At 39.0% G+C, this 20,482-nt stretch carries 19 protein-coding genes and 1 other annotated feature; of the genes, 6 read left to right on the top strand and 13 right to left on the bottom strand.

What is annotated here, in order from left to right; translation table 11 throughout:
• Positions 1-45: 45 nt before the first annotated feature.
• The 6 genes from tyrS to IV81_RS06815 all read right to left on the bottom strand — a co-directional run bounded on the left by tyrS (position 46) and on the right by IV81_RS06815 (position 7,521).
• Entirely contained in the window at positions 46-1,299 is a 1,254-nt protein-coding gene (gene tyrS, locus IV81_RS06790) for a tyrosine--tRNA ligase (RefSeq protein WP_057803592.1), read from the bottom strand.
• 67 nt (positions 1,300-1,366) lie between these two features.
• Positions 1,367-1,564 (bottom strand) — a binding site (T-box leader).
• A 40-nt stretch (positions 1,565-1,604) separates the two neighbouring features.
• Positions 1,605-3,005, bottom strand: a complete 1,401-nt coding sequence (gene pepV, locus IV81_RS06795; RefSeq protein WP_057803593.1) for a dipeptidase PepV — start codon at positions 3,003-3,005, stop codon at positions 1,605-1,607.
• A 173-nt stretch (positions 3,006-3,178) separates the two neighbouring features.
• A complete protein-coding gene (locus IV81_RS06800) occupies positions 3,179-3,817 on the bottom strand; it encodes an SDR family oxidoreductase (protein WP_057803595.1) in 639 nt (212 codons plus the stop codon).
• A 342-nt stretch (positions 3,818-4,159) separates the two neighbouring features.
• Complete coding sequence (locus tag IV81_RS06805; protein ID WP_057803597.1) at positions 4,160-4,621, bottom strand: hypothetical protein; 462 nt, start codon at positions 4,619-4,621, stop codon at positions 4,160-4,162.
• Between the two features lie 117 nt (positions 4,622-4,738).
• On the bottom strand, positions 4,739-6,049 hold the full coding sequence (gene celB / locus IV81_RS06810) for a PTS cellobiose transporter subunit IIC (RefSeq protein ID WP_057803599.1): 1,311 nt from the start codon (positions 6,047-6,049) through the stop codon (positions 4,739-4,741).
• Positions 6,050-6,432: 383 nt separating this feature from the next.
• Positions 6,433-7,521 (bottom strand): DUF871 domain-containing protein, encoded by a 1,089-nt coding sequence (locus tag IV81_RS06815; protein ID WP_057803601.1) that lies wholly within the window; start codon positions 7,519-7,521, stop codon positions 6,433-6,435.
• 175 nt (positions 7,522-7,696) lie between these two features.
• Between IV81_RS06815 and IV81_RS06820 the strand changes: the two genes are divergently transcribed.
• Together IV81_RS06820 and thiD are read left to right on the top strand one after the other, a co-directional pair.
• On the top strand, positions 7,697-8,749 hold the full coding sequence (locus tag IV81_RS06820; RefSeq protein ID WP_057803603.1) for an Mbeg1-like protein: 1,053 nt from the start codon (positions 7,697-7,699) through the stop codon (positions 8,747-8,749).
• Between the two features lie 52 nt (positions 8,750-8,801).
• Positions 8,802-9,611: a bifunctional hydroxymethylpyrimidine kinase/phosphomethylpyrimidine kinase gene (gene thiD, locus IV81_RS06825; RefSeq protein WP_057803605.1), complete on the top strand. Its 810-nt coding sequence runs from the start codon at positions 8,802-8,804 to the stop codon at positions 9,609-9,611.
• A gap of 211 nt (positions 9,612-9,822) precedes the next feature.
• On the opposite strand, the gene IV81_RS06830 is transcribed toward thiD, so the two are convergent.
• On the bottom strand, positions 9,823-10,584 hold the full coding sequence (locus tag IV81_RS06830; RefSeq protein ID WP_057803606.1) for a hypothetical protein: 762 nt from the start codon (positions 10,582-10,584) through the stop codon (positions 9,823-9,825).
• Between the two features lie 158 nt (positions 10,585-10,742).
• Here IV81_RS06830 and IV81_RS06835 point away from each other — a divergent pair, with 158 nt between their 5' ends.
• A complete protein-coding gene (locus IV81_RS06835) occupies positions 10,743-11,348 on the top strand; it encodes a nitroreductase family protein (protein ID WP_057803608.1) in 606 nt (201 codons plus the stop codon).
• Between the two features lie 89 nt (positions 11,349-11,437).
• Here the strand turns inward: IV81_RS06835 and IV81_RS06840 are convergent, their stop codons facing one another.
• The 5 genes from IV81_RS06840 to rpsN form a co-directional block, all read right to left on the bottom strand.
• Positions 11,438-12,940, bottom strand: a complete 1,503-nt coding sequence (locus IV81_RS06840) for a glycosyltransferase (protein WP_057803610.1) — start codon at positions 12,938-12,940, stop codon at positions 11,438-11,440.
• Positions 12,940-14,538: a glycosyltransferase family 4 protein gene (locus IV81_RS06845; RefSeq protein WP_057803612.1), complete on the bottom strand. Its 1,599-nt coding sequence runs from the start codon at positions 14,536-14,538 to the stop codon at positions 12,940-12,942. Before IV81_RS06845 ends, IV81_RS06840 begins: the two co-directional genes overlap by 1 nt.
• Positions 14,539-14,657: 119 nt before the next feature.
• Positions 14,658-15,659 (bottom strand): DMT family transporter, encoded by a 1,002-nt coding sequence (locus tag IV81_RS06850; RefSeq protein WP_057803614.1) that lies wholly within the window; start codon positions 15,657-15,659, stop codon positions 14,658-14,660.
• A gap of 109 nt (positions 15,660-15,768) precedes the next feature.
• A complete protein-coding gene (locus IV81_RS09300; protein ID WP_138474701.1) occupies positions 15,769-15,882 on the bottom strand; it encodes a putative metal homeostasis protein in 114 nt (37 codons plus the stop codon).
• A 301-nt stretch (positions 15,883-16,183) separates the two neighbouring features.
• A complete protein-coding gene (gene rpsN, locus IV81_RS06855; protein WP_057803616.1) occupies positions 16,184-16,453 on the bottom strand; it encodes a 30S ribosomal protein S14 in 270 nt (89 codons plus the stop codon).
• Positions 16,454-16,601: 148 nt separating this feature from the next.
• Between rpsN and IV81_RS06860 the strand changes: the two genes are divergently transcribed.
• The gene (locus IV81_RS06860; protein WP_057803618.1) at positions 16,602-17,606 is read left to right on the top strand and encodes an aldose epimerase family protein; all 1,005 of its coding nucleotides are present in this window, start codon (positions 16,602-16,604) and stop codon (positions 17,604-17,606) included.
• A 107-nt stretch (positions 17,607-17,713) separates the two neighbouring features.
• Here the strand turns inward: IV81_RS06860 and IV81_RS06865 are convergent, their stop codons facing one another.
• On the bottom strand, positions 17,714-18,859 hold the full coding sequence (locus IV81_RS06865; protein WP_057803620.1) for a glycerate kinase family protein: 1,146 nt from the start codon (positions 18,857-18,859) through the stop codon (positions 17,714-17,716).
• A 173-nt stretch (positions 18,860-19,032) separates the two neighbouring features.
• On the opposite strand from IV81_RS06865, the gene IV81_RS06870 reads away from it, so the two are divergent.
• Positions 19,033-20,052 carry a YdcF family protein gene (locus IV81_RS06870; protein WP_057803622.1) on the top strand — a complete coding sequence of 340 codons (1,020 nt, stop codon included), beginning with the start codon at positions 19,033-19,035 and terminating at the stop codon, positions 20,050-20,052.
• Between the two features lie 10 nt (positions 20,053-20,062).
• Positions 20,063-20,434 carry a YxeA family protein gene (locus IV81_RS06875; RefSeq protein ID WP_057803624.1) on the top strand — a complete coding sequence of 124 codons (372 nt, stop codon included), beginning with the start codon at positions 20,063-20,065 and terminating at the stop codon, positions 20,432-20,434.
• The last annotated feature ends 48 nt before the right edge of the window (positions 20,435-20,482 follow it).

Genomic DNA, 20,482 nt, shown 5'->3' on the forward strand with positions numbered 1-20,482 from the left:
TTAACTTTTTGGGTATACCTCATTTGTCGTAACCTTTTTTACATACTATTTAACGCGAGCCAAGAAATACTTCTTTTTACCGCGACGAACAATCACAAATTTACCATCAAAGTGACTTGATGGATCAACTTCGGCATCAACGTCCGTTATCTTTTCACCATTAATTCGAATAGCTCCATTTTGTATATCCTCACGTGCTTGACGACGTGAAGCTTCAATCTTGGTTGTGTCAACCAACCAAAGGACGATATTTTCCTTTTTGTTTTCAACATCAACGCTTGGCATGTTCTTAAAGCCTTGTTCGATCTCACTGGCGGTTAAATCCTTCACCTCACCTGAAAATAATGCAGCTGAAATGTGTTGTGCTTCCTCAACCGCTTCTTTACCATGAATAAATGCGGTTACTTCCTCTGCCAAGCGGCGTTGTGCTTCGCGCTTTTCAGGTGCAGTCTTCACCGTTTCTGCAAGTCGGTCGATTTCTTCGTGGCTTAGGAACGTAAAGTACTTCAAGAATTTAACTACATCGCGGTCATCTTGATTTAACCAGAATTGATAAAATTCGTAAGGAGTTGTCTTTTCAGCATCAAGCCAAATGTTACCGCCTTCGGATTTACCAAATTTTGTTCCATCGGCTTTTAGTAACAATGGAATAGTTAGACCGTAAACTTTAGCCTCTTGACCCTCCATCCGATGAATCAAATCTGTTCCGGCGGTGATATTTCCCCATTGATCACCACCACCAACTTGAAGTTGAACATCTTCATTTTTATATAGATGAAGGAAATCAATTGATTGAAGAATTTGATACGTAAATTCGGTAAACGAAATTCCGACTTCAAGACGACTTGCGACAATATCTTTTGCCAGCATCGTGTTAACGTTAAATAATTTACCATAGTCACGTAAAAAGTCTAAAAGTGATAGCTGTGAAAGCCAATCATAGTTATTTGCAATCCGGAAATTTTCCGTTCCAAAAAATTTAACCATTTGTTTGGTAAGTGCGTCTTGATTATGACGAACCTGATCCATCGTTTGTAAAACACGCTCAGATTTCTTTCCAGAAGGATCACCAATTGATCCTGTTCCACCACCAATTAAAATGACCGGTTTATGCCCTGCTTCTTGGAATCTTTTCAACACCATAAATGGAATCAAGTGTCCAATATGCATACTATCTCCCGTTGGATCAATTCCAACATAAAGACCAATCGACTTTTCTTCAGTTAACTTTTTCAAACCTTCTTCGTCGGTTTGTTGATTAATTGCCCCACGCCATGATAGTTCATCAATAATGTTCATCGTCATTCCTCCAAATTTAATATAAACCATCTGAGAAATAAAAACGCCCCTGAATCTTATTAAAAAGATCAGGGACGAATAATTTCCGCGTTACCACCTTGAATTGAGTAATTAAACTCCGCTCAACCATCGATAACGAGATGATCCGTTCATTACTGAAAGCTCCATAGTGTAATTCAAACGACCGCTAAGTCTGGTTTGCATCCCCACCAGATTTCTGATTTCTTAAACACGGCATTCTACTATGCTACTTCAAAGCTTTGATATTGATGTTATTTTACGAATAATCGAATCGACTGTCAACCTTATTTGGCTAATTCATAGATTGCGTGCGCGTAAATTACAGCTGCATTAACAATATCATCGATTTCCATGTATTCATTTGCTTGATGCATCACATTTTCGCGTCCTGGGAATTGTGCTCCAAAAGCAACGCCTCTCTCCAAAATTCGGCCATACGTTCCGCCACCGATAACCTGTTCTTGACCCTTTTCGCCGGTATGTTCTTCATAAATAGATAGAAGAGTTTTCACCAACGGATCATCAGCGGGCACATAATGTGGTCCTTGCGCGTGTCCATGCATGATAACCTTTGCTTTAAAGCCTGCCAAGGATTCAGCCGTCTTACGAATGATCGTATCTGCATCAGTTGATTGAGGATAGCGAACATTGATAATAACGTAGCTTGGCTTACCCATCTCATACTTAAATAGATCTGGCGTAACCGTTAAATCGCCCATCTTAGCATCAACTGAATTAATCGTTAGTTTGTGACCCCTTGAATCCAAATGCATTTGGTCAGCAATCATCTTCAAATAATCGCTCTCAACTCGATCCTTCAAGAAAGTTGCAAGGAATGTGGCTGCATTCAATCCAGCCTTAGGTTCGAGCGCATGTGCTGACTTACCAATCAAAAAGAATTTAAGCTCATTGGCATTGACCGAAATTTCACCAGTTAAATTATTCTCAACTAAAAAGTCGTCATATGCCTTTTTGAGTGTAACAACATCGATATTATCATTAGCAATAACAACGGCTGTTGCATCACGAGGAATCATATTCTCCTTAATGCCACTAACAAAAGATTTAAGAATCAAGCTACCATCTTCGTCAGATTTTGGTAATTCAATTTTGAACGAAGCAATGCCCTTTTCGCCGTTAATTATTGGAAACTCAGCATCTGGTGAAAAGCCAAAATCAGGCGTCCGCTCAACTTCAAGATAGCGGTTCATGCCGTACCATTCACTCTCTTCATCCGTACCAAAAATTAAACGGATTTTCTTTGAAACTGGCAATCCTAACTCTTTTACAATTTGTAAACCAAGGTATGCTGCCATAGATGGCCCTTTATCGTCACTTGAACCACGAGCGTAAATCCGGTTATTCTTGATAACTGGTTCGAATGGATCCGTCTCCCAGCCTTCACCAGCAGGGACTTCATCCATGTGACCTAAAATACCTAAAATTTCATCGCCATCACCATATTCAATATGGCCGGCAACATTTTCTATATTTTTAGTTTCAAATCCGTCTTCCTTTGCAAAAGAAAGCATTTTTTCTAATGCCTTTTGGGGGCCAGGTCCCAACGGCGCCTCTTTTGTTGCATGTTCTGTATCACGTGAGCTATCAATTTTTAAAAGTTCTATCAAACGCTCAAGCATTACGTCTTTACGGCTATCAACTTCAGCTTTCCAATCAATTGTCATATGAGATACCACCTTTATTTTTGCGAAATCGCTTTATATAAAAGATATTATACAGGAAATTGCTTGTATGCGCTTGAGCCCTGTTTTTCATGATTGTTTAAGTAAACCAAAAAAGTTGTAGCCTAATTCATCTGCTACAACTTTTATTCTAAATCAATTTATTATCTATGTTTTTAATACCAGGCCGGCTTATCACCGTCCGTGCCAGGTTTATTGACTCCAATTGAACGCTTCAGTTCCGTATTATTTTGAATAAGTTCAACGACCACATGTGCAATGCTTTTTCTTGACACTTCGGTTCCTTTAAATGGTTCTTCTTTTTGGGTCACTTCAAAATCAATCTCATCTTTATTAGTTAACCAAGCTGGTCGAACTACAGTATAGTCTAGATCACTATCCTCAATTACATCAGCGGCCGAGCGGTAACGCGTTAAATAATTTCCAAGCGTTGTATTATTCCACTCACCAAACTTACCAGGTACCTCATCATAAATTCCGAGCGTTGAAATCCATACAAGGCGCTTAACTCCGACGCTGTCCATCGCTTTTACTACTGCTGATGCTTGTTCCTTTATATTATTACCCGCTAGATTTGCATAAACGGCGTCCACACCCTGTAACGCCTTCTCCAATTGATCAACATTCGCCGCATCACCATCAATTATTTCTTCACGGGTTGCATCTTCCGTACGAATTCGACTCGAATTACGTAAATATAATTTTAAATTAAAATCTGTTTTTGCCAAAAATTCTTTTTCAGCTAAGCGTGCAATTTGTCCATGCGCTCCTAAAATTAATACCTTTTTTGTCATAATTATCAACCTCCAAGTACGATTTTAAACGCTTACAAAAAATGAGCAATCATAAACACTTTTCGATTTATAGGGGTCACGTTAAAGGCCGTGTTAAATGAATATACATAAGTAATCACTCATTTTTTCAAAATATAAAAATCACGTCGGTCATACACGCACCCAAAAAACACGTTGAACCATGTCAAAAGTAAGCTTTGACATGGTTCATTATGTTTACTTAAGCTTCAAAAAGCAAGAGCTTCCGGTTAGCTACGCCAGCCCAATATCCCCAACCCGGATATTGGGCCCGCCTAGGCTAATCCTCACCTCTTAACCGCTTTTTTGCGCATCCTGTTTTTTTTAGTGAAACGCTACAAACACTTGCCATATTGTTGTGATGGTACAAATTGCAATCACTAAAACATCCCCGATGAATGTTTCCATTTCCATTACGGCAAAACGGGTGACGTCATCACTCACTTGATCAGTTCGACGGCGGGTTTTAATTGATATCCAGCATCCATATGCGGCCAATAAACAACAAAACGGAACTAAAAATAGTATATTTTTATTTACCACGCCTGCCGAAGCACCCAATGCCGATGGAATCTGATTTTGAAGCATTGGCGATGCTAAAAAGGCAATTACTAATGGAATAAAAGCAATCCATTGAATCCATTTAAACCGGCTCAATGCAATTCCCTGCATCCACTCTGGCAAATCTTTGACCATCAATGTGGGTTTTCTAGAAGTTGCAATCGCTTCTTTTGCTTGAACCGATTTTTCTGCCGGTGTTAACTTTTTTCTTTTTCGTTTGCTCATCTTAAAACCCTCCGTCTCACAATTAATCTAATTATAATTCAAATTTTCTTTAAAAAATATTTTTTATAAAAATATGGTCGTCAAGTTTTCACTCAAGCGGCCACATTTTTAAATATTTTAGTTTTTAGCCATTTCGGCACGTTTTGCAGCTTCTTGCTTAAGAGCTTCACGGTCAGCAATCTTAAAGAATGGGTAGTAAATTAAACCACCAATTGCAAGGTTGACCAGTTGAATTACCGCTCCTGAAAGCTTACCAGTTGCAAGATATCCAGAAATCAGTGGTGGCGTTGTCCAAGGAACAGCCACTCCAAGCGGTTTAGCTACTAATCCGAACTTCATCGCATAGTACGTTGTAATAACCGAAATCAACGGTACCAGAACGAACGGAATTGCGATAACCGGGTTCAAAACAATTGGGAATCCAAAGATAATCGGTTCGTTAATATTGAACAGTCCCGGAACTCCGGCCAATTTACCAATTGCAGATAGGTTTTCTGATTTTGCTAAGAACATCATCATCAAAGCAAGTGACAATGTTTCACCAGCACCACCAAAATGAACGAAGTTATCAAAGAATTGTTGTGTAACAATATTTGGAGCTGCCTTATGAGCCTTAACTGCATCGGCATTTTCAGTCATCTTACCTAACCAAATTGGTGCCATAATCCCACCAACAATGTTAGAACCATGAATACCAAACAACCAAAGGAATACAACGAAGAATTCAGCAACAAGGGCACCAAAGATTGATCCACCAACGGCATTCAACGGTTGAGCCACGATTACCGTGATAACATTTGGAATTGTCTTAAATGATGTAAATGCCACACCCAAACGGAGTAACCACATTCCTAAAATAATTATAAAACCAGGAATCAGAGATGAGAATGCGTGTCCAACGGCAGGTGGCACAGTATCTGGCATTTTAAACTGCCAGTCTTTGTGAATCATCCAAACGAATGCATCGGTTACAAATAGTCCGATTAACAATGCTTCGAAAAGACCTAGTGAACCAAGTTGTGATAGTGGAACCCAAGTTGCACCAGCCTTATCAACATTTAATGGAATTGTTAACATAAATGCTCCCAATGAAACCATACTTGCTGACAGAGCATCAATTCCTTCGTATGATTTAGCTAATTCATATGAAATACCAATTACGGCTACCATCCCAATAATACTAAACGTTGCATTAGTAGCCCAACCAACTGTGTTTTGCCAATCCGTACCAAACAGACTAGTCATGAAATTTAAGTAAGCCGGAATTGGGAATTGGCTAATAATCATGAACACAGATCCAATAATAATCAGTGGCATAACCAAAGCGAAACCATCACGTAAGGCAACCAGATGCCGAGACGATGCAACTTTTCCCGCAATCGGCATCAGCTTGTCTGCAAATGAGTTGGTCTTATTGTTGTCACTCATAACAAAAACCTCCCTAAAATTATAAATTTGATTAACGCCTTCAACTACAATCAGAACAACGAAATAATTGATATACCATCTCAAGCATTAACCTGAAGCGTTGTAATCGCTTTCATAGGTACATGTTAACATATGTACCTACAAATTTAAACCAATTGAAACCATAAGGTATTAATTTGGAATTTGTTTTTTTATCAGGATGCGCAAAAAAGCGGTTAAGAGGTGAGGATTAGCCTAGGCTGATTGATAACTTGCGCAGCAAAAATTACGTAAGACACGGTTAGCTGCTTCTTTCGATTCATCGCTAAAGGCCAACAAAAAAAGATTCACCGGAGTCTAATCTCTGGTGAATCCCTTTCACAACTGATTCATAGTATTATTTATTATTTTTCAATCATCTTAAAATCGCTCCAAGGTTGCAAGCTGTCTAAAATCATTTCATCTTCAGGGGCAATATGTCCAACAACATTAATTCGACCGTTATTATCTAAGTCTTGTAATGCAATTTGGGTTTCGGCTTTATATTGAGCGTAATCGTTATTCATTAACAAGACATCACCCTTTTTAATTGGCACAGTGTTATTAGCGGGAACGTCTTCATCGCGATACCAAACGCGCGTCATCGTACTTCGCAAAACGTAATCTGAATGGTCACCACGATAAGTGTGCTGACTTTTAAAAATAATTTTATGTTCCAAGTCGCTCATTGTTGTCGTTGGAATAACATGGAACGTTGGCATTGTCATATTAAACGCCTCTGAGGCAATCTTTAAATCTTCTTCAGATACACCAGCGTTGGAAATTAAAATGTCATCGATCAAGCCCAACATCTTCATGTGCATAATTTGAGTGAAAAGAGATTGTCCGCGATGTTCCTCGAGTGAAACCATTCCTTCTTGTAGTGGCCAAGGTCCAACACTTCCTGAAGGAGCGTTAACAAAGGCCGCTGTATTCAAATTATGATTTCGATATTGTTGAGAAGTCTTTTTAAAGTACTCTATCCCTAACCCCGTATAACGTTGAGGATAAAAATTATGTGATCCAATCAAATTCGAACGATCTGGTGAATAGTCCATGATTTGATCGATGTAGTGTGTACCGCGACTCATATTAACTTCAACTTTCAAACCATATGGGTTATGGGTCATTCGGGCTTCTTCCATTCCAGTAAATCCTTCATCCAAACGAATTGCCCAAGCACCTATGTCATGGAAAAATTTAAGGTTATCATATGAAACTCCGAGTTGATCAAATAGACGTGGATTCATATCTACCATTGTATCCATGCCTAAAGACTTACCGTATTCAATCAAATCTTTAAACCGATTTACGACCTGCTCTTGATCTCCTTTAATTTGCAATAGCGAGGTAAAGATTCGCTTAAATCCGTACTTGCTTGCTAATTTAATATATTCTTTCGTCTCATCAATTCCCATGCGATCGGGATAAATTGAAATTCCTAGTCTACCCATCAGTAACATCCTCCTCTTATTTTAATTGGCATACACCAATATTGTATCCGTTTTCAGTATAACATCTATCTGCATAAACTAAAACGTATTTTCTAATCATTCAAAGTTAGTTTGACGCGTAAACTTGCAACGTGATACCCTTTTCCTTAATAGATAGAAGGACAGTGACCACACGATGACAAAATTAATTAATTTTTTAAATGAGTATAAAAAAGAGATTGCCAATGAACCATTGGAGCAAGATCTTGCATTGTTCAGTCGACTAGTGGAACTTCCTTTTGAAAAAATATTATTAATTGATCCTTCAAGTACCCCGCTTCTAGTGGATGCATGCCGAATGTTAAATGTCTATCTACAGCAAAAATCCTACATTATTCTCCCTGCTGATCAACAGTTATTAAATCAGATTATTGATAGCAATCGCTACGCTAAAGTCAGCATCGCTAACATTGTCTCTGATCAAGAGCAATTCACGGCAATGACATTTTTACTGTCAAAATCATCTAAAATTATCGCTTTCCGAGGTTCAAACGGAACTTTATTAAGTTGGCAGAATGACCTTCATTTCTCATCAAATTCGGTCGATCTTCTTGCGCGACAAGCTCAAGATTATTTAAGAAATGAAATTCAAGCCGATCAGCGTGATATTTTTTGTACAGGATTTTCACGGGGTGCCGCAGTGGCGGCCCTAGCTTCGACAGACATCAAACCCATCAATCGACGGGTCATTAGAACGATCTTGTTTGATAGTCCAGGGCTCCCAAATGGTCAATACGATTTTAAAATTCCAATCATTGAACTGGTAACTCCCCTATCGATATTCGCATTAATCGGAGAACACCCCTTTCCCCAACTATCGATCAAAAATTCTACTCAGGGAATTTGGCAACATAATTTATATTCATGGGTGGGTGACTTGAACGGTAACTTTGAAAGAACCATTGGCATATCTGCAAACAGGGTTACTTATCATCAATTTCAGATGCTGCTGCCTCAAAAAATTACCGATGAAAATATAAAAAAATCGATTAACGTTATTTTTAGTATTTTTAGTAAACTAGAATATCAAACAAGCTCCGATCTAATTAAACATTGGAATCAATTTAGTACTTTAATCAAAGTGGAAACTAAAAATGAAAATATCGTGGTCAAAATGCTTATTAATCGTTTACAAAATTTAATTTTCAAAAATGCAGCAATTAATTTACAATCAATTCCTTTGAATTAATTCCATCTAAATGTGGTATCCTTTAATCATTAATTAACGAGGAGTGATTTTGATGTCAAACGAATTTCCACAAGCTCTAACAATTGCTGGTTCTGATTCGGATGGGAGTGCCGGAATGGAAGCTGATTTAAACACATTTCAACGCCGAAATGTTCACGGAATGTGTGTTATGACTGCTTGCGTAGCAGGAAACTCCTATGGAATCCAAGCAAGTCACGCATTACCAACCGATTTTGTTGATCAAGAATTCCAATCTTTAGCTGAAGATTTTAAGATCCGCGCAAGTAAAACTGGAATGCTTGCCGATTCTCCAATGATTGAAACCGTTGTTAAAAACTATAAAAAATTTGATTTTGGTCCACTAGTTTTGGATCCAGTTATTATTACTAAGCATGGAGCATTGCTTTTAGAAGAAGAAGCTTTTGAAACACTTAAAGCACAACTAATTCCATTAGCGACCGTCATCACTCCTAACTTCTACGAAGCGATTAAGCTGACTGGAATTGATATTAAGAACGACGATGATACGATTCGTGCGGCCCACATCCTTCAAGAAATGGGTGCTAAAAACGTGATGCTCAAGGGCTCACACAAGCCCGGTGAACAAACTGAGGTTCGCGACTTTATTTTGTTGGAAGACGGCTCAAGTTTCTGGCTTAGCGAACCTTACATCGAAACTGATCGCGTAAATGGGACCGGAGACGTTCTTTCATCTTGCATCACTGCCGAAATTGCAAAGGGCACCGATATTCCAACTGCAATCCGAATCGCTAAAAAATTTGTAACGGCAGCCATTGCTAACCCAATCGAAGTTGGCCATAAATTTGGTCCTGTTAACCATCTTGTTGAATTTGACGGTTAACCAATGGTTGTTACAGCTAATCGTTAATCTTTGAACTACTTAAAACTAATTGTCGGTAATCGCCTTCTTGGCGCTAATTCAAACGATAAATAAAAGGAACTTGAGAAAATTTTCTCAAGTTCCTTTTATTTTTAAATCGTACTGTTCTGACTCTGTTGACAGTCCTTTTTTCGTTTAATTATTACTTATGCATAAATTTTAGAAAGTAGTATTATTCCGCGATACTTTCATCAAGGGCATTGGCGCTAGTAGTTTGCCCAGCAGCATCATTATCAGTACTCGTTGAACTATTAGAACTAGTTGTGACTGATGATGAAGAAGAAGTATTTCCAGCACCACTAGTTGTTGAACCATGACTTCCAGCATAGTAATTGCCACCTGATGGCGCCACATAATTTGGAGTAGTGCTAGCACCTGAGTTGACGGGAACACTTTCCGATCCAGAACCAGTACTATCAGAAGTTACCTGCGAACTTGAGCTTTCTGTCACACTTTCTTGCTCATCGACGGACGATTCTACAGCAGATTGGTCGTCCTCAGTTGAGCTTTCAGTCTCTGCCTCCGCATCCTGCTGTTTTTGATAAGCATCCGACGCATTTATAATCGTCACTTTTGCGGTGCTACTGCTACCATGCCCAGTGGCAACTGCAGAAATTACTAAATCAAGTGACTTAGTCTTCTGATCCAGATGCACGTTATAAACTAGACGTCCTTCTGAGTCCGCCGTCAAAGTCGTTGATTTCTTAGTTTTGGCATTAACCACCTTAACTTCCGCTTTTGGATCAGTTTTAATATCAATCAGTGCATTACCCAGCTGGTTCGTTTTCTTATCTTTAACCTGCACAGTTAATTTAGTTGCAGTTTTTTCGATTTTTTCGTGTTGCGTTGTGCTAGTCTTAGTTGAACTTTTTCCGCACGCAACAAGCAAAAAAACGCTTAAAATTGAGATCGAATATGTAATAATTTTTTTCAAGAATATCCCTCCACTATTTCGGCTACTAAGAACATTATCACAGTGTATGTAAAATCGGTCAAACACATTTTACAAAAAATACTTGCAATGGGCTAAAAATTTTAATATACTAAAGTCACTAATTAAAAGTAAGTATACATTAAAGGAGAACTTTACTCATGTCAAACTCATTCTTAGACGCCATTAAAAATCGTCGTTCAATTTATGCACTTGGAAAAAACGTTTCACTTAGCGAAGATGAAATTACGAACTTAATCGAAGAAGCCGTTCGCCAATCACCAACAGCATTTAACAGTCAATCTGTTCGTGCCGTAATTCTTTTTGGAAAGGCTCATGATGAACTTTGGGATGGTATCCTTGATATTCTTCACGGCGAAGTTCCTAATGAAGAAGCATTCCAAGCATCAAAAGCTAAGGTTGAAGGTGCTTTCAAAGCTGGTGTCGGTACCGTATTATTCTACACGGATGAGAACGTCATTTCCGATTTGAAGACAAACTTCCCACTTTACAAAGATGCCTTTGATATGTTCGGTGAACATGGTATGGGAATTGCCAACATGGATGTTTGGTCAACATTAGCTGCTGAGGGAATTGGTGCTTCATTGCAACATTACAACCCAATTGCAGACAAGTTTATTGCAGATAAGTTCGATATTCCTGCTAACTGGACTCTTAAATCTCAAATGCCATTCGGTTCGATCGAACAAGAAGCTGGCGACAAAGAATTCATGGCCGATGACGAACGTTTCCGAGTAATCAAATAATTAATTAACAACTTAAATTAACTATATGAACCACTAGCAACTAAAAACACCTCAAGATGCCGGATCAACATCTTGAGGTGTTTTTTACGTTAGTTTTGAAAAATATTTCGCCACTGTTTATATATTTGTTCTGAAGAAAACTCCCGTGCTTTTTGATAAGCAGCCTTACTGAGTTTCGACCACAGTACATTATTATCTAAAATCTGTTGGAGCCGATGCGCCATTTGATCTTGATCGCCATTAGTAACGACATAGCCGTTAACATCATTTTCAACTAGTCCATTGATCGCATAGTTAGTATCGTATGCGACCACCGGAATTCCATGTCCCATTGCTTCAATCAGGTGCATTCCTTGCGCCTCACCGACCGAGGTATTGACGATAACTTGTGCTTTGTTATAGAACTCTTCCATTTCTGAATCCGTTAAATATTCACCAAAAATAACGCGCTCTTGCATATTATTTTGGTTCACCACTTGTTTCATATCATTAAGTAACTGCTGATCATTAGTGTATCCTCGAAATTCAAATGTCGCTTTTGGAACCAATTTTGCCACTTTTAAAAACGCTTGAAGCGCCTCCATTGGTCGCTTATCGGCTTCTAGACGGCCACTAAAAATAATTCGTCCCTCGATTCGATCTCTCAACCAAACTTCTTCTTCAGCCAAATGCTTCTCGCTAATCGCGATATCGGAACCTACTTTAACATTTAACTGATTAAAATCACGTAAAATAGCATCCTTTTGTTTAGTTGTTGGCACAATAATTCCGTCAAAATCATTTGCCCGGGTTTCTAACGCAACCGTAAACGCGGCAAATGGCATTCCGTGATTATCAGCATGCAATCCGTGAAATGCGACCCATTTCGATTGAACATTTTGAACATCTGCAACAACATAATCCGTATCCCGATGATCCGAAACAATCACGTTATCCTGAGTCGTTTTCATAACTTCATTTAAAAAGAATAGAAATAACTGATCTTCTGTATCAAAGCGGTAATCACGACCTTGATAGTTAATTAGTTTCCACATTGTTGGCTGAAGTTGTCCGTCGATATTCATGTATATATTTTCCAAAACAACGTCGCCATCCTGATTCAAAAATCGTCGTGAGCCAAGCGCGCCGTTCGGATGGAAATAATCTACCGAAGATTTGAATCCTCGCCAATCAAAATTATCACGACTAGTTAACGTATCAAAGCGGTCGTAATATTCAACATCACCAACGAGTCCAACCGTTCCCGGAAGAATGTTAATTCGCGCTAACTGACGCCCTGCGTGGTCAATCGTCGAATAATTCGGACCGTGGTCAACTAGCTGATATTCATTAAACGCAATTTGCGAAAACGCCCGAATTGGATTCTGAGTGACAGCGACCTCGGTGGTTCCTTGAAAATAGTCATACATATTTAGAACTTCGTTTGAACTAAGATTTACCCGTTCCGCATCCCGCACCCATAAACGATTGTAGTCACGCGTGATATAGCGTGCTGCGTCATTATGTTCATTAAACATTATCGTGCGGTTGGCCTGTGAATGCTCCGTACCAGAATTAAATGTATAAATACTTCGACTAACAAAATACTTCATTATTTATGCACCTCTCGATTTTCAGGCATTGCGGCTAATTTAGCTGGCCAACTAGCTTTTGCATCTCGCAATAACCTTTTCCAAGCTTTCCATACGTTGGCATCCGAATACCGCTCTGCGGAATCATAAGCTCCCGTCGAATATTTTTGTGCCAACTTTGGATCCTGCAACACTTTAATCATTGCTCCAGCTAATGCTTCATAATCCCCGTATGGGACGACGTTTCCGTTAACATCATTTTCAACAATTTCATTTGGTCCATAATTCACGTCGTATGAAAACGAAATAAGTCCATGGGCAATTCCTTCCATCACGGCCAAATTAAAGCCCTCCATTCTAGAAGTTAACCCAAACATCATCGCGTTATTTTCAACAGCATCAACGTCCGTGGTATACCCCTTAAATTTCACAACGTCTTCTAGATGCTCTTCTTTGATGACCTGTTCCACTAATCGTTTAGCTTCATAATTGTTAGAACCATCTGCATAACCATATAAATCCAAAGAAACTGCCGGCACCGTCTTATGAACAATCGCAACTGCTCGCACTAAATCGTCCAAATGCTTCTCCCAAGCAATTCTTGCAAACGCCACAATTTTACCGAATTGGCGATCCTCAACTGGAATTCTGGGCGCATTCAGTAATTGATCTGGCACAATTCCAACCGGGATTGTAAACATTTTAATTTGTGGTTTCAAACGCGCCTTGACGTCTTTGGTTTGCTTTTTAGTGGCACTAATAAACGCGTCATAACGATTCATCGAATTTAATGCGTACTCATAATGTTGGTTAAGCGTTGATTTCATTGGATTTTGAGCATCCGATGCATGTGAATTATGTAAATGAATCACCCGGTAAGCCGGTTTTTCCATATTCAACAATGCCCAATCGCCGAGATGATCCCGATCTAAAATGAAAATGTTAGGTTCTTCAACTGACCAAAATTCGTCATTTAAATCGTCAAAAAAATGCTTAGTCAGTTCTTCAATAGTGTCAAACTGATAAACTTGTCCCGTAGTCGTGGTTAATTTCCATCCCGATTGCTTCATTTCTCCCCGCATATTTTGTCTGCTAAAGGCCTCAATTGCGGTTCGACCTGACGGAGTTTTCCATTCCTCGGTCCCAATCTGGTTATCGGGCGTATACCACTGGCTTAGAGAAACAAATCCACGATAGTCGTACTGATCCACGCGATACAAATTTCCAAAACCATCAAACAATTCGGTTGACAACACTCGATCATCATTTAAATCAATATTAATTCGCGCCACTAATTGGCCCTCCGCCGTCTCAGCCAAATAACGTCGGTGGTCTAAATCGCTAACCAGTTTTAAATCTGGTACTCCAAAATCAAGATCAGCTGGCTTAATAATTTGACGTTTAACATGCATTGCCTCTTGGTAGTAATCAAACATGCTGATAAAATCGTCGTCCTCAATTCCAACTAGCTTCGTCAAACGATGCGTTTCCGAATTCCAATCGCGCAGGATGATTCGCGCATCTTGCTTCATTTTTTTGAAGAGATTAATTCGTTTAATTTGTGCATGTTCAATTCCGGATTTCTTTTCCGGCATCTGTGCATTAATGAAAAAAATCATTTTTTATCCCTCATATTTCACGTATATTACTTAGTATTATAGTACATTCGCTTTTATCATATCTAAAAAGAAGGTTAAGAAACCGAATTTCTCAACCTTCTTAATTAATATTAAAAATTTCAACTTCGGCGACTCATTCTCAACGCAATCTTTTCGCCAGTTAAAGTTACAACCGAGCCAATTAGAATGATGATAATGCCAACGATTGTATTGGAATGGATTGGATCTCCCAAAACCAATAATGATAAAACGGGTGCTAACGCTGGTTTAACAAAGAAAATTAGCGAGGCAATTGGCACCCCGGCTTCTTCCATCACGACAAAGTATAAACCAAACCCAACCCCAGTAACTAAAAAGCTAATGTAAGCAATTAACAAAATGTTCGACATTGTAATTCCTTGGAAAAATGGGATATCACTAAAGCCTTGTACCCCGCTAAATGCCCGACTCACCGCAGGAATATGCGTCATTGCCATAAAAATTGCTAATTCAATTGCCCCTGCAATAAACGAAAAGCAGGTCATTGTCATTCCGCCAAAGCCCAGTTTATTTGAACTTAAACGAGTCAAAATGCCATAGATTGCAAAAGTTACGGAACAAAGCAGCCCCAAAGTAATGCCAGCCGGGTTGGTTAAATTAAACGGATTTATAATCACTAAAAGTCCCGCCAACGTTAGAACAACGGCAATTGTGTTCGTTCGTGACATCTTTTCCTTTAATAAAACTAGGCCAATTAACATTCCAAACGCCGGATTAGCGCTGAGCACAATCGCAATCGTAGCTGGTAACGAGAGCTGAATTGCCAATTGATATAACGTCATGCTGACTACAACACACGAAAATCCGGTAAGCGCAAACGCCCTGATATCTCGCGAATTTAGTCGACGACCATCCTTCTTCAATTTATTTAACGTAAACGGTAATAGTAGCAATCCTCCCAATAAAAATCGGATAAAATTTAACTGCACAGGATTAAAAGTTCCTCCTGCAATTTTCAAAGCAATCTCCATCGAACTGAACAAAAATGTAGATATAATTACATAAAGCAGGGTTCTCAATTTCACTAAAAAAACTTCTTTCTCTCTTATATATGTAGATGTAAACGTAGATACATATACCATAGTACCACTTTACGTTTAGTTATTTGGAAGAGAGATTAATAAAAGTACCGTCTAGACAACAAAAAAACAGTCGAAAATAACCTCTTCTCGACTGTTTTTTAAAATTATTTTATTTTCCTAGACGCTTCGCCTGCTTAATTGCTTTCAAACCTCTTTTGCGAGTTTTGATGTTAGGGCTCTTTAACATGCGACGTGCTGTACTTAGATCTGTCTTTTCTGCCATGAGCGATTCTCCTTTTGGTTGCGTTTCGAATTAGTTACTAACTTCAACATGTCCAATGACTAGTTGAATTCCGAAAGATTGGTTCTGCGACTAGCACAACGCCTTACCTTACAAGTCATCGCGCCAGACTAGGCTATTTCTCAAACTCAGCCCATCTTTCTCCGTATTCTGATTTAGTCGAGTTCCAGAAATCAGAAGCCTCCGGTTATCTACGCCATCACCACCATCCACCCAAACCCGTAAATATTGGCTATGACCAGGATAATCTTCAACTTCTACCCGATTTCTTTCACGTCCTTTTTTACCAAGACGCCTTTTTCACCCCAGGAATTTGACCTTCATGAGCCAATCTTCTGAAGTTTAAACGCGACATATCAAACTTACGCATGTAAGCGTGTGGGCGACCGTCCAATGCATCACGATGATGAATTCTAGTTGGTGACGCATTCCGTGGAAGTTTACTCAAGCCTTCGTAATCTTTTGCAGCTTTGAGCTCTCGCCTAATTTCAGCGTACTTTGCAACGGTCCGTTCAATTTTCTGTTCTTTTGCTATTTTCGATTTTTTTGCCATATTTCTCACCCTTTTCTTACTTTTTATTAGTGAATATATTGTACACCGCTTCTTACTAAAAGTAAACAAAAACATTTCGATTAAATCCACTGTAATCGGTTACATTATGATAAAATCAAATGTAATAAGACATAGGAGGGATTATATTTTGAAAATTAACAAAGAAGAGTTCCAAAACGTAAATTGGTACACGCTTTCAAATGATAACAATGTTTCCGTAACAATTAGTACATTGGGTGCTACGGTCGTGGCCGTTAACACGCCTGATAAGAATGGTAATGTGGAAAACATTGTTCTTGGTTTTGATAATCCCGAAGATTATCCCAAACACCACGACTATTTCGGAGCAACCGTTGCCCGAGTTGCCGGTCGAATTAAGGATGGAAAATGGCGGGATTACCAACTCAATCAAAATGAGGGTTCCAACACCTTACATGGTGGATCAAAACCCGCTCTAAGTTACGTTAATTGGAAAAAAATCAGCAAGTTTATTCGAAAAGAAGAAGTCGGACTTGTACTTAAAAGATTTAGTATTGACGGAGAAAATGGGTTCCCCGGAGATTTAACCATTGACGCTATTTTTCGGCTAAATAATCAAAATGAATTTTCAATCACCTATATTGGTCACACTTCTAAACAAACTTTGTTTAATCCAACCAGTCATATGTATTTCAACCTTAGTGGCGACGCTAAGCGCACAGTTAACAATCATCTTCTTCAAATTGAAAGCGATACAATCGCTGAAGTCGACGATCAAAAGCTCCCAACCGGTAATCTATTAAATGTTGACGAGACACCCTATGATTTCCATCAAAAAACTACATTAGATGTTGCACTTAATCAGCTCGATAATGGGTTAGACACCGCCTTTAAGATCGATCCAAGTATTGAACATCCCCAACTAGTTCTTGAAGATCCAGAGTCTGGACGCCGCGTTCGTGTTCAAACTTCTGGCAATGCACTTGTTCTATTTTCCACAAATAAACCCACAGAAGAATTTAAAATCGCCGGTGGAAATACTATGAAAGAAAACCTTGGTTTAGCGATTGAAGCCCAAATGTTACCCGACGCTATCCACCATTCTGGATTTGGTAACATTATCATTTCACCATCCAAACCGATGATGTATCGTAACACCTACTATTTAAATTAAGCTTATCAACAAGCATCACTATAAAAGCCAAGTAATCTAATTTTTTTAGGTTACTTGGCTTTATTATTTGATAAATATGCAATCCGTTAGGCGTAACTTTAACGTAGCTACATTTTCCACAAACGCATTAAATTGCGGATTAGGCAGGTAATGTTTCCAAGCGCTGTTTTCGGATTCATTGCTTGTTTTCTTGAAATTGGCCCCCGTTGAATTGAAAAGAATGGCACGTCCATTTTTTCAAAGTGATGTAGGCTTGCATCAATTTGACCGCCAATCGCGAAAACGGGAATGTCCATTTCACGTGCGACCTCTGCCACTCGATAGGGAGCTTTCCCGTGGTGTGATTGAAAATCCAGTCGACCCTCACCGGTAATCACGAGGTCAGCACTTTCCATTCGCTGACGAAGATTGATTAGTCGCGCAATTACATCAAAACCTGAAACAACTCGTCCACCAATCACCGCCAGTGCTCCGCCAATTCCTCCCGCAGCACCAGCGCCGTCCACGACTGATAAATTAAAATCCAATTCATTGTCCACAATCTCTTGGAAATACTGCATTTTTTGGTCAAACTTTTTAATTTGCTCTGGTGTACCACCCTTTTGTGGCCTAAAGACTCCCTGTGCGCCATTAATACCCGCATAGTGGTTATCAACGTCCGTTGCGATCATTATGTCGATGTGGCTGAATTGACTAACCACATCCCCAAGGCTATCAATCCGTTGAAAATCAGTATTCAACAAATTTTGGTCGCGTCCTAGGATGTGATTATTTTGATCAAAAAAGTTAACTCCCAGAGCCTGAAGCATCCCAAGGCCACCATCGCTAACACCAGTTCCACCGGTCAACACAATTACGCGCTTGGCACCTTTTTTGATCGCGTCTCTGATTTGTGTTCCAACGCCAAAACTGGTCGCCTCTTCAAACGTTGTTGACGTTGGCTTATATATCAAATTGATTCCAACCGTGTTGGCGGTCTCAATAATCGCCATCGGTGCTTTTTTATATTTGGTCATCAAATAGACAGAATCTAGTGGCCAGCCCATTAAATCGGTCGTCTTAAATTTAATTTCCTCCGCATCTAATCCGGCGTGTCTGATCACGTCCATACTACCGTCACCGCCATCAGCAATTCCCGCAATATCCACGTCTACGTCAGGGTCAAACTGCAAAATTCCTTTTTTCACCGCCTGACCGACTTCAAAACTACTCATACTTCCTTTGAATGAATCTGATGCAACAACTACCTTCATTCTTTTCACCTCTATTTCACAAATCGTTTATCCCCTTAACCAAAAACCATTATATATTAAAATTGTTTCTTCTTCCTCTTTTGAGCCTATACTTTGACATTAAATATCTAAAATAGACCTTAAACTGTGATAAAATTTACCATAATAAATAACTATGGGGGGATTGTTTTTAAATGGGGATTTTTGCTTTTATTTTAATCATTATTTTCATTTCTGGGCTACTTTTATGGCGCGACCGCCGCAACTTCATCGCGGGCATCATTTTTGCCGCCAGTGTCATCAACTTGATTTTACTATCGGTTCTGATTGGGGCGTCAATGCTGGCTAATAGTTCAAACATTGGCAAATTAAGCTTTTTAGTCTTTATACTACTCGGAATGGTAGGAATACCAGCCTTTGCGGGATTTAGTTTAATCGTCAATACCTATATTATGCAAACTCGTGAAGGTAAAAGTTTAACCGCCAAATTATCCTTAATATTTGGACTTAATTTTTTATTCATGTTGTTATCCGGATTTGCGCTACTTTTCCTACGGGCTCAATTGGGTATTTTAACCGGTGTCCTACTGACAGTTTTAGGAATTGATGTTACTTTCACTTTTATTTTTGTTTGCTACTTATTCTATTCCTTTATCTACCAAATGATTCCAGTTAAGGGAAATATCGATTATATTATTACGTTAGGTGCCGGAGTTCGATCCGAAAAAGTTTCCCCTCTTCTAAAGGCCCGCTTAGATAAGGCACTAGAGTATTACCATAAGCAAAAAGAACTTGTTAAAATGGTGGTAAGTGGTGGTCAAGGGCCTGATGAACCGGTATCTGAAGCATTCGCCATGGCAAAATACCTCGGCACGCAAAAGGTCCCCAATCAAAAAATCATCAAAGAAGATCGATCTACCACAACATTTGAAAACATGCGCTTTTCAAAGCAAAAAATCGAACAAGATTGGAAAAAAGAAACTCCTCCACGGGTGATTTTTTCAACTAATAACTATCACGTCCTACGTGGTGCCATCTACGCTCGCAAAGCTGGATTAAATGCAAATGGAGTTGGTTCTCCGACTTCCTTTTACTTTCTTCCCAGTGCATTGATAAGGGAATTCATCGCGTTGTTAGTTATTTATAAATGGTTTACTGGATTAATTTTAGTTGGTTGGATCGGATTTGGTTCATTACTAATGTTCGTAAGTTAGGAGAAAGTTTATGAAAAAGGGAATTATTATAAGCGGAATTGTGACGGTTTTACTGCTAGTCACCTTTGGTGGTGCGTACTACTGGTACAATGCCAATTACGGGACGGAAAGCTACTACACTCAGATTGTCACCAATGGTACCAAGAATGTCGATACCGATGACAACGGCAATAAATATGTTCATTACAGCTATAATCAAGCAATTTACAATAAAGATGGGCAAAAAATTGTGACGGAATTTAACAGTGTTGAAGCGCGCCCCTTAAAACGTAACGCCTATTTAAAGATTGGCTATAATGCCCATCGAAAGCGAGTAATTTCATGGGAAAAAGTTGATAAACAAAACGTTCCAAAGAAAGCACTGGATAAATTAGATAAATAAGTTAACGCTTCCATTGCTTTTTTGATAGTATTCTATACAATAACAGAT

This window comes from Pediococcus stilesii, from assembly GCF_001437075.1.
GTDB classification, from domain to species: domain Bacteria; phylum Bacillota; class Bacilli; order Lactobacillales; family Lactobacillaceae; genus Pediococcus; species Pediococcus stilesii.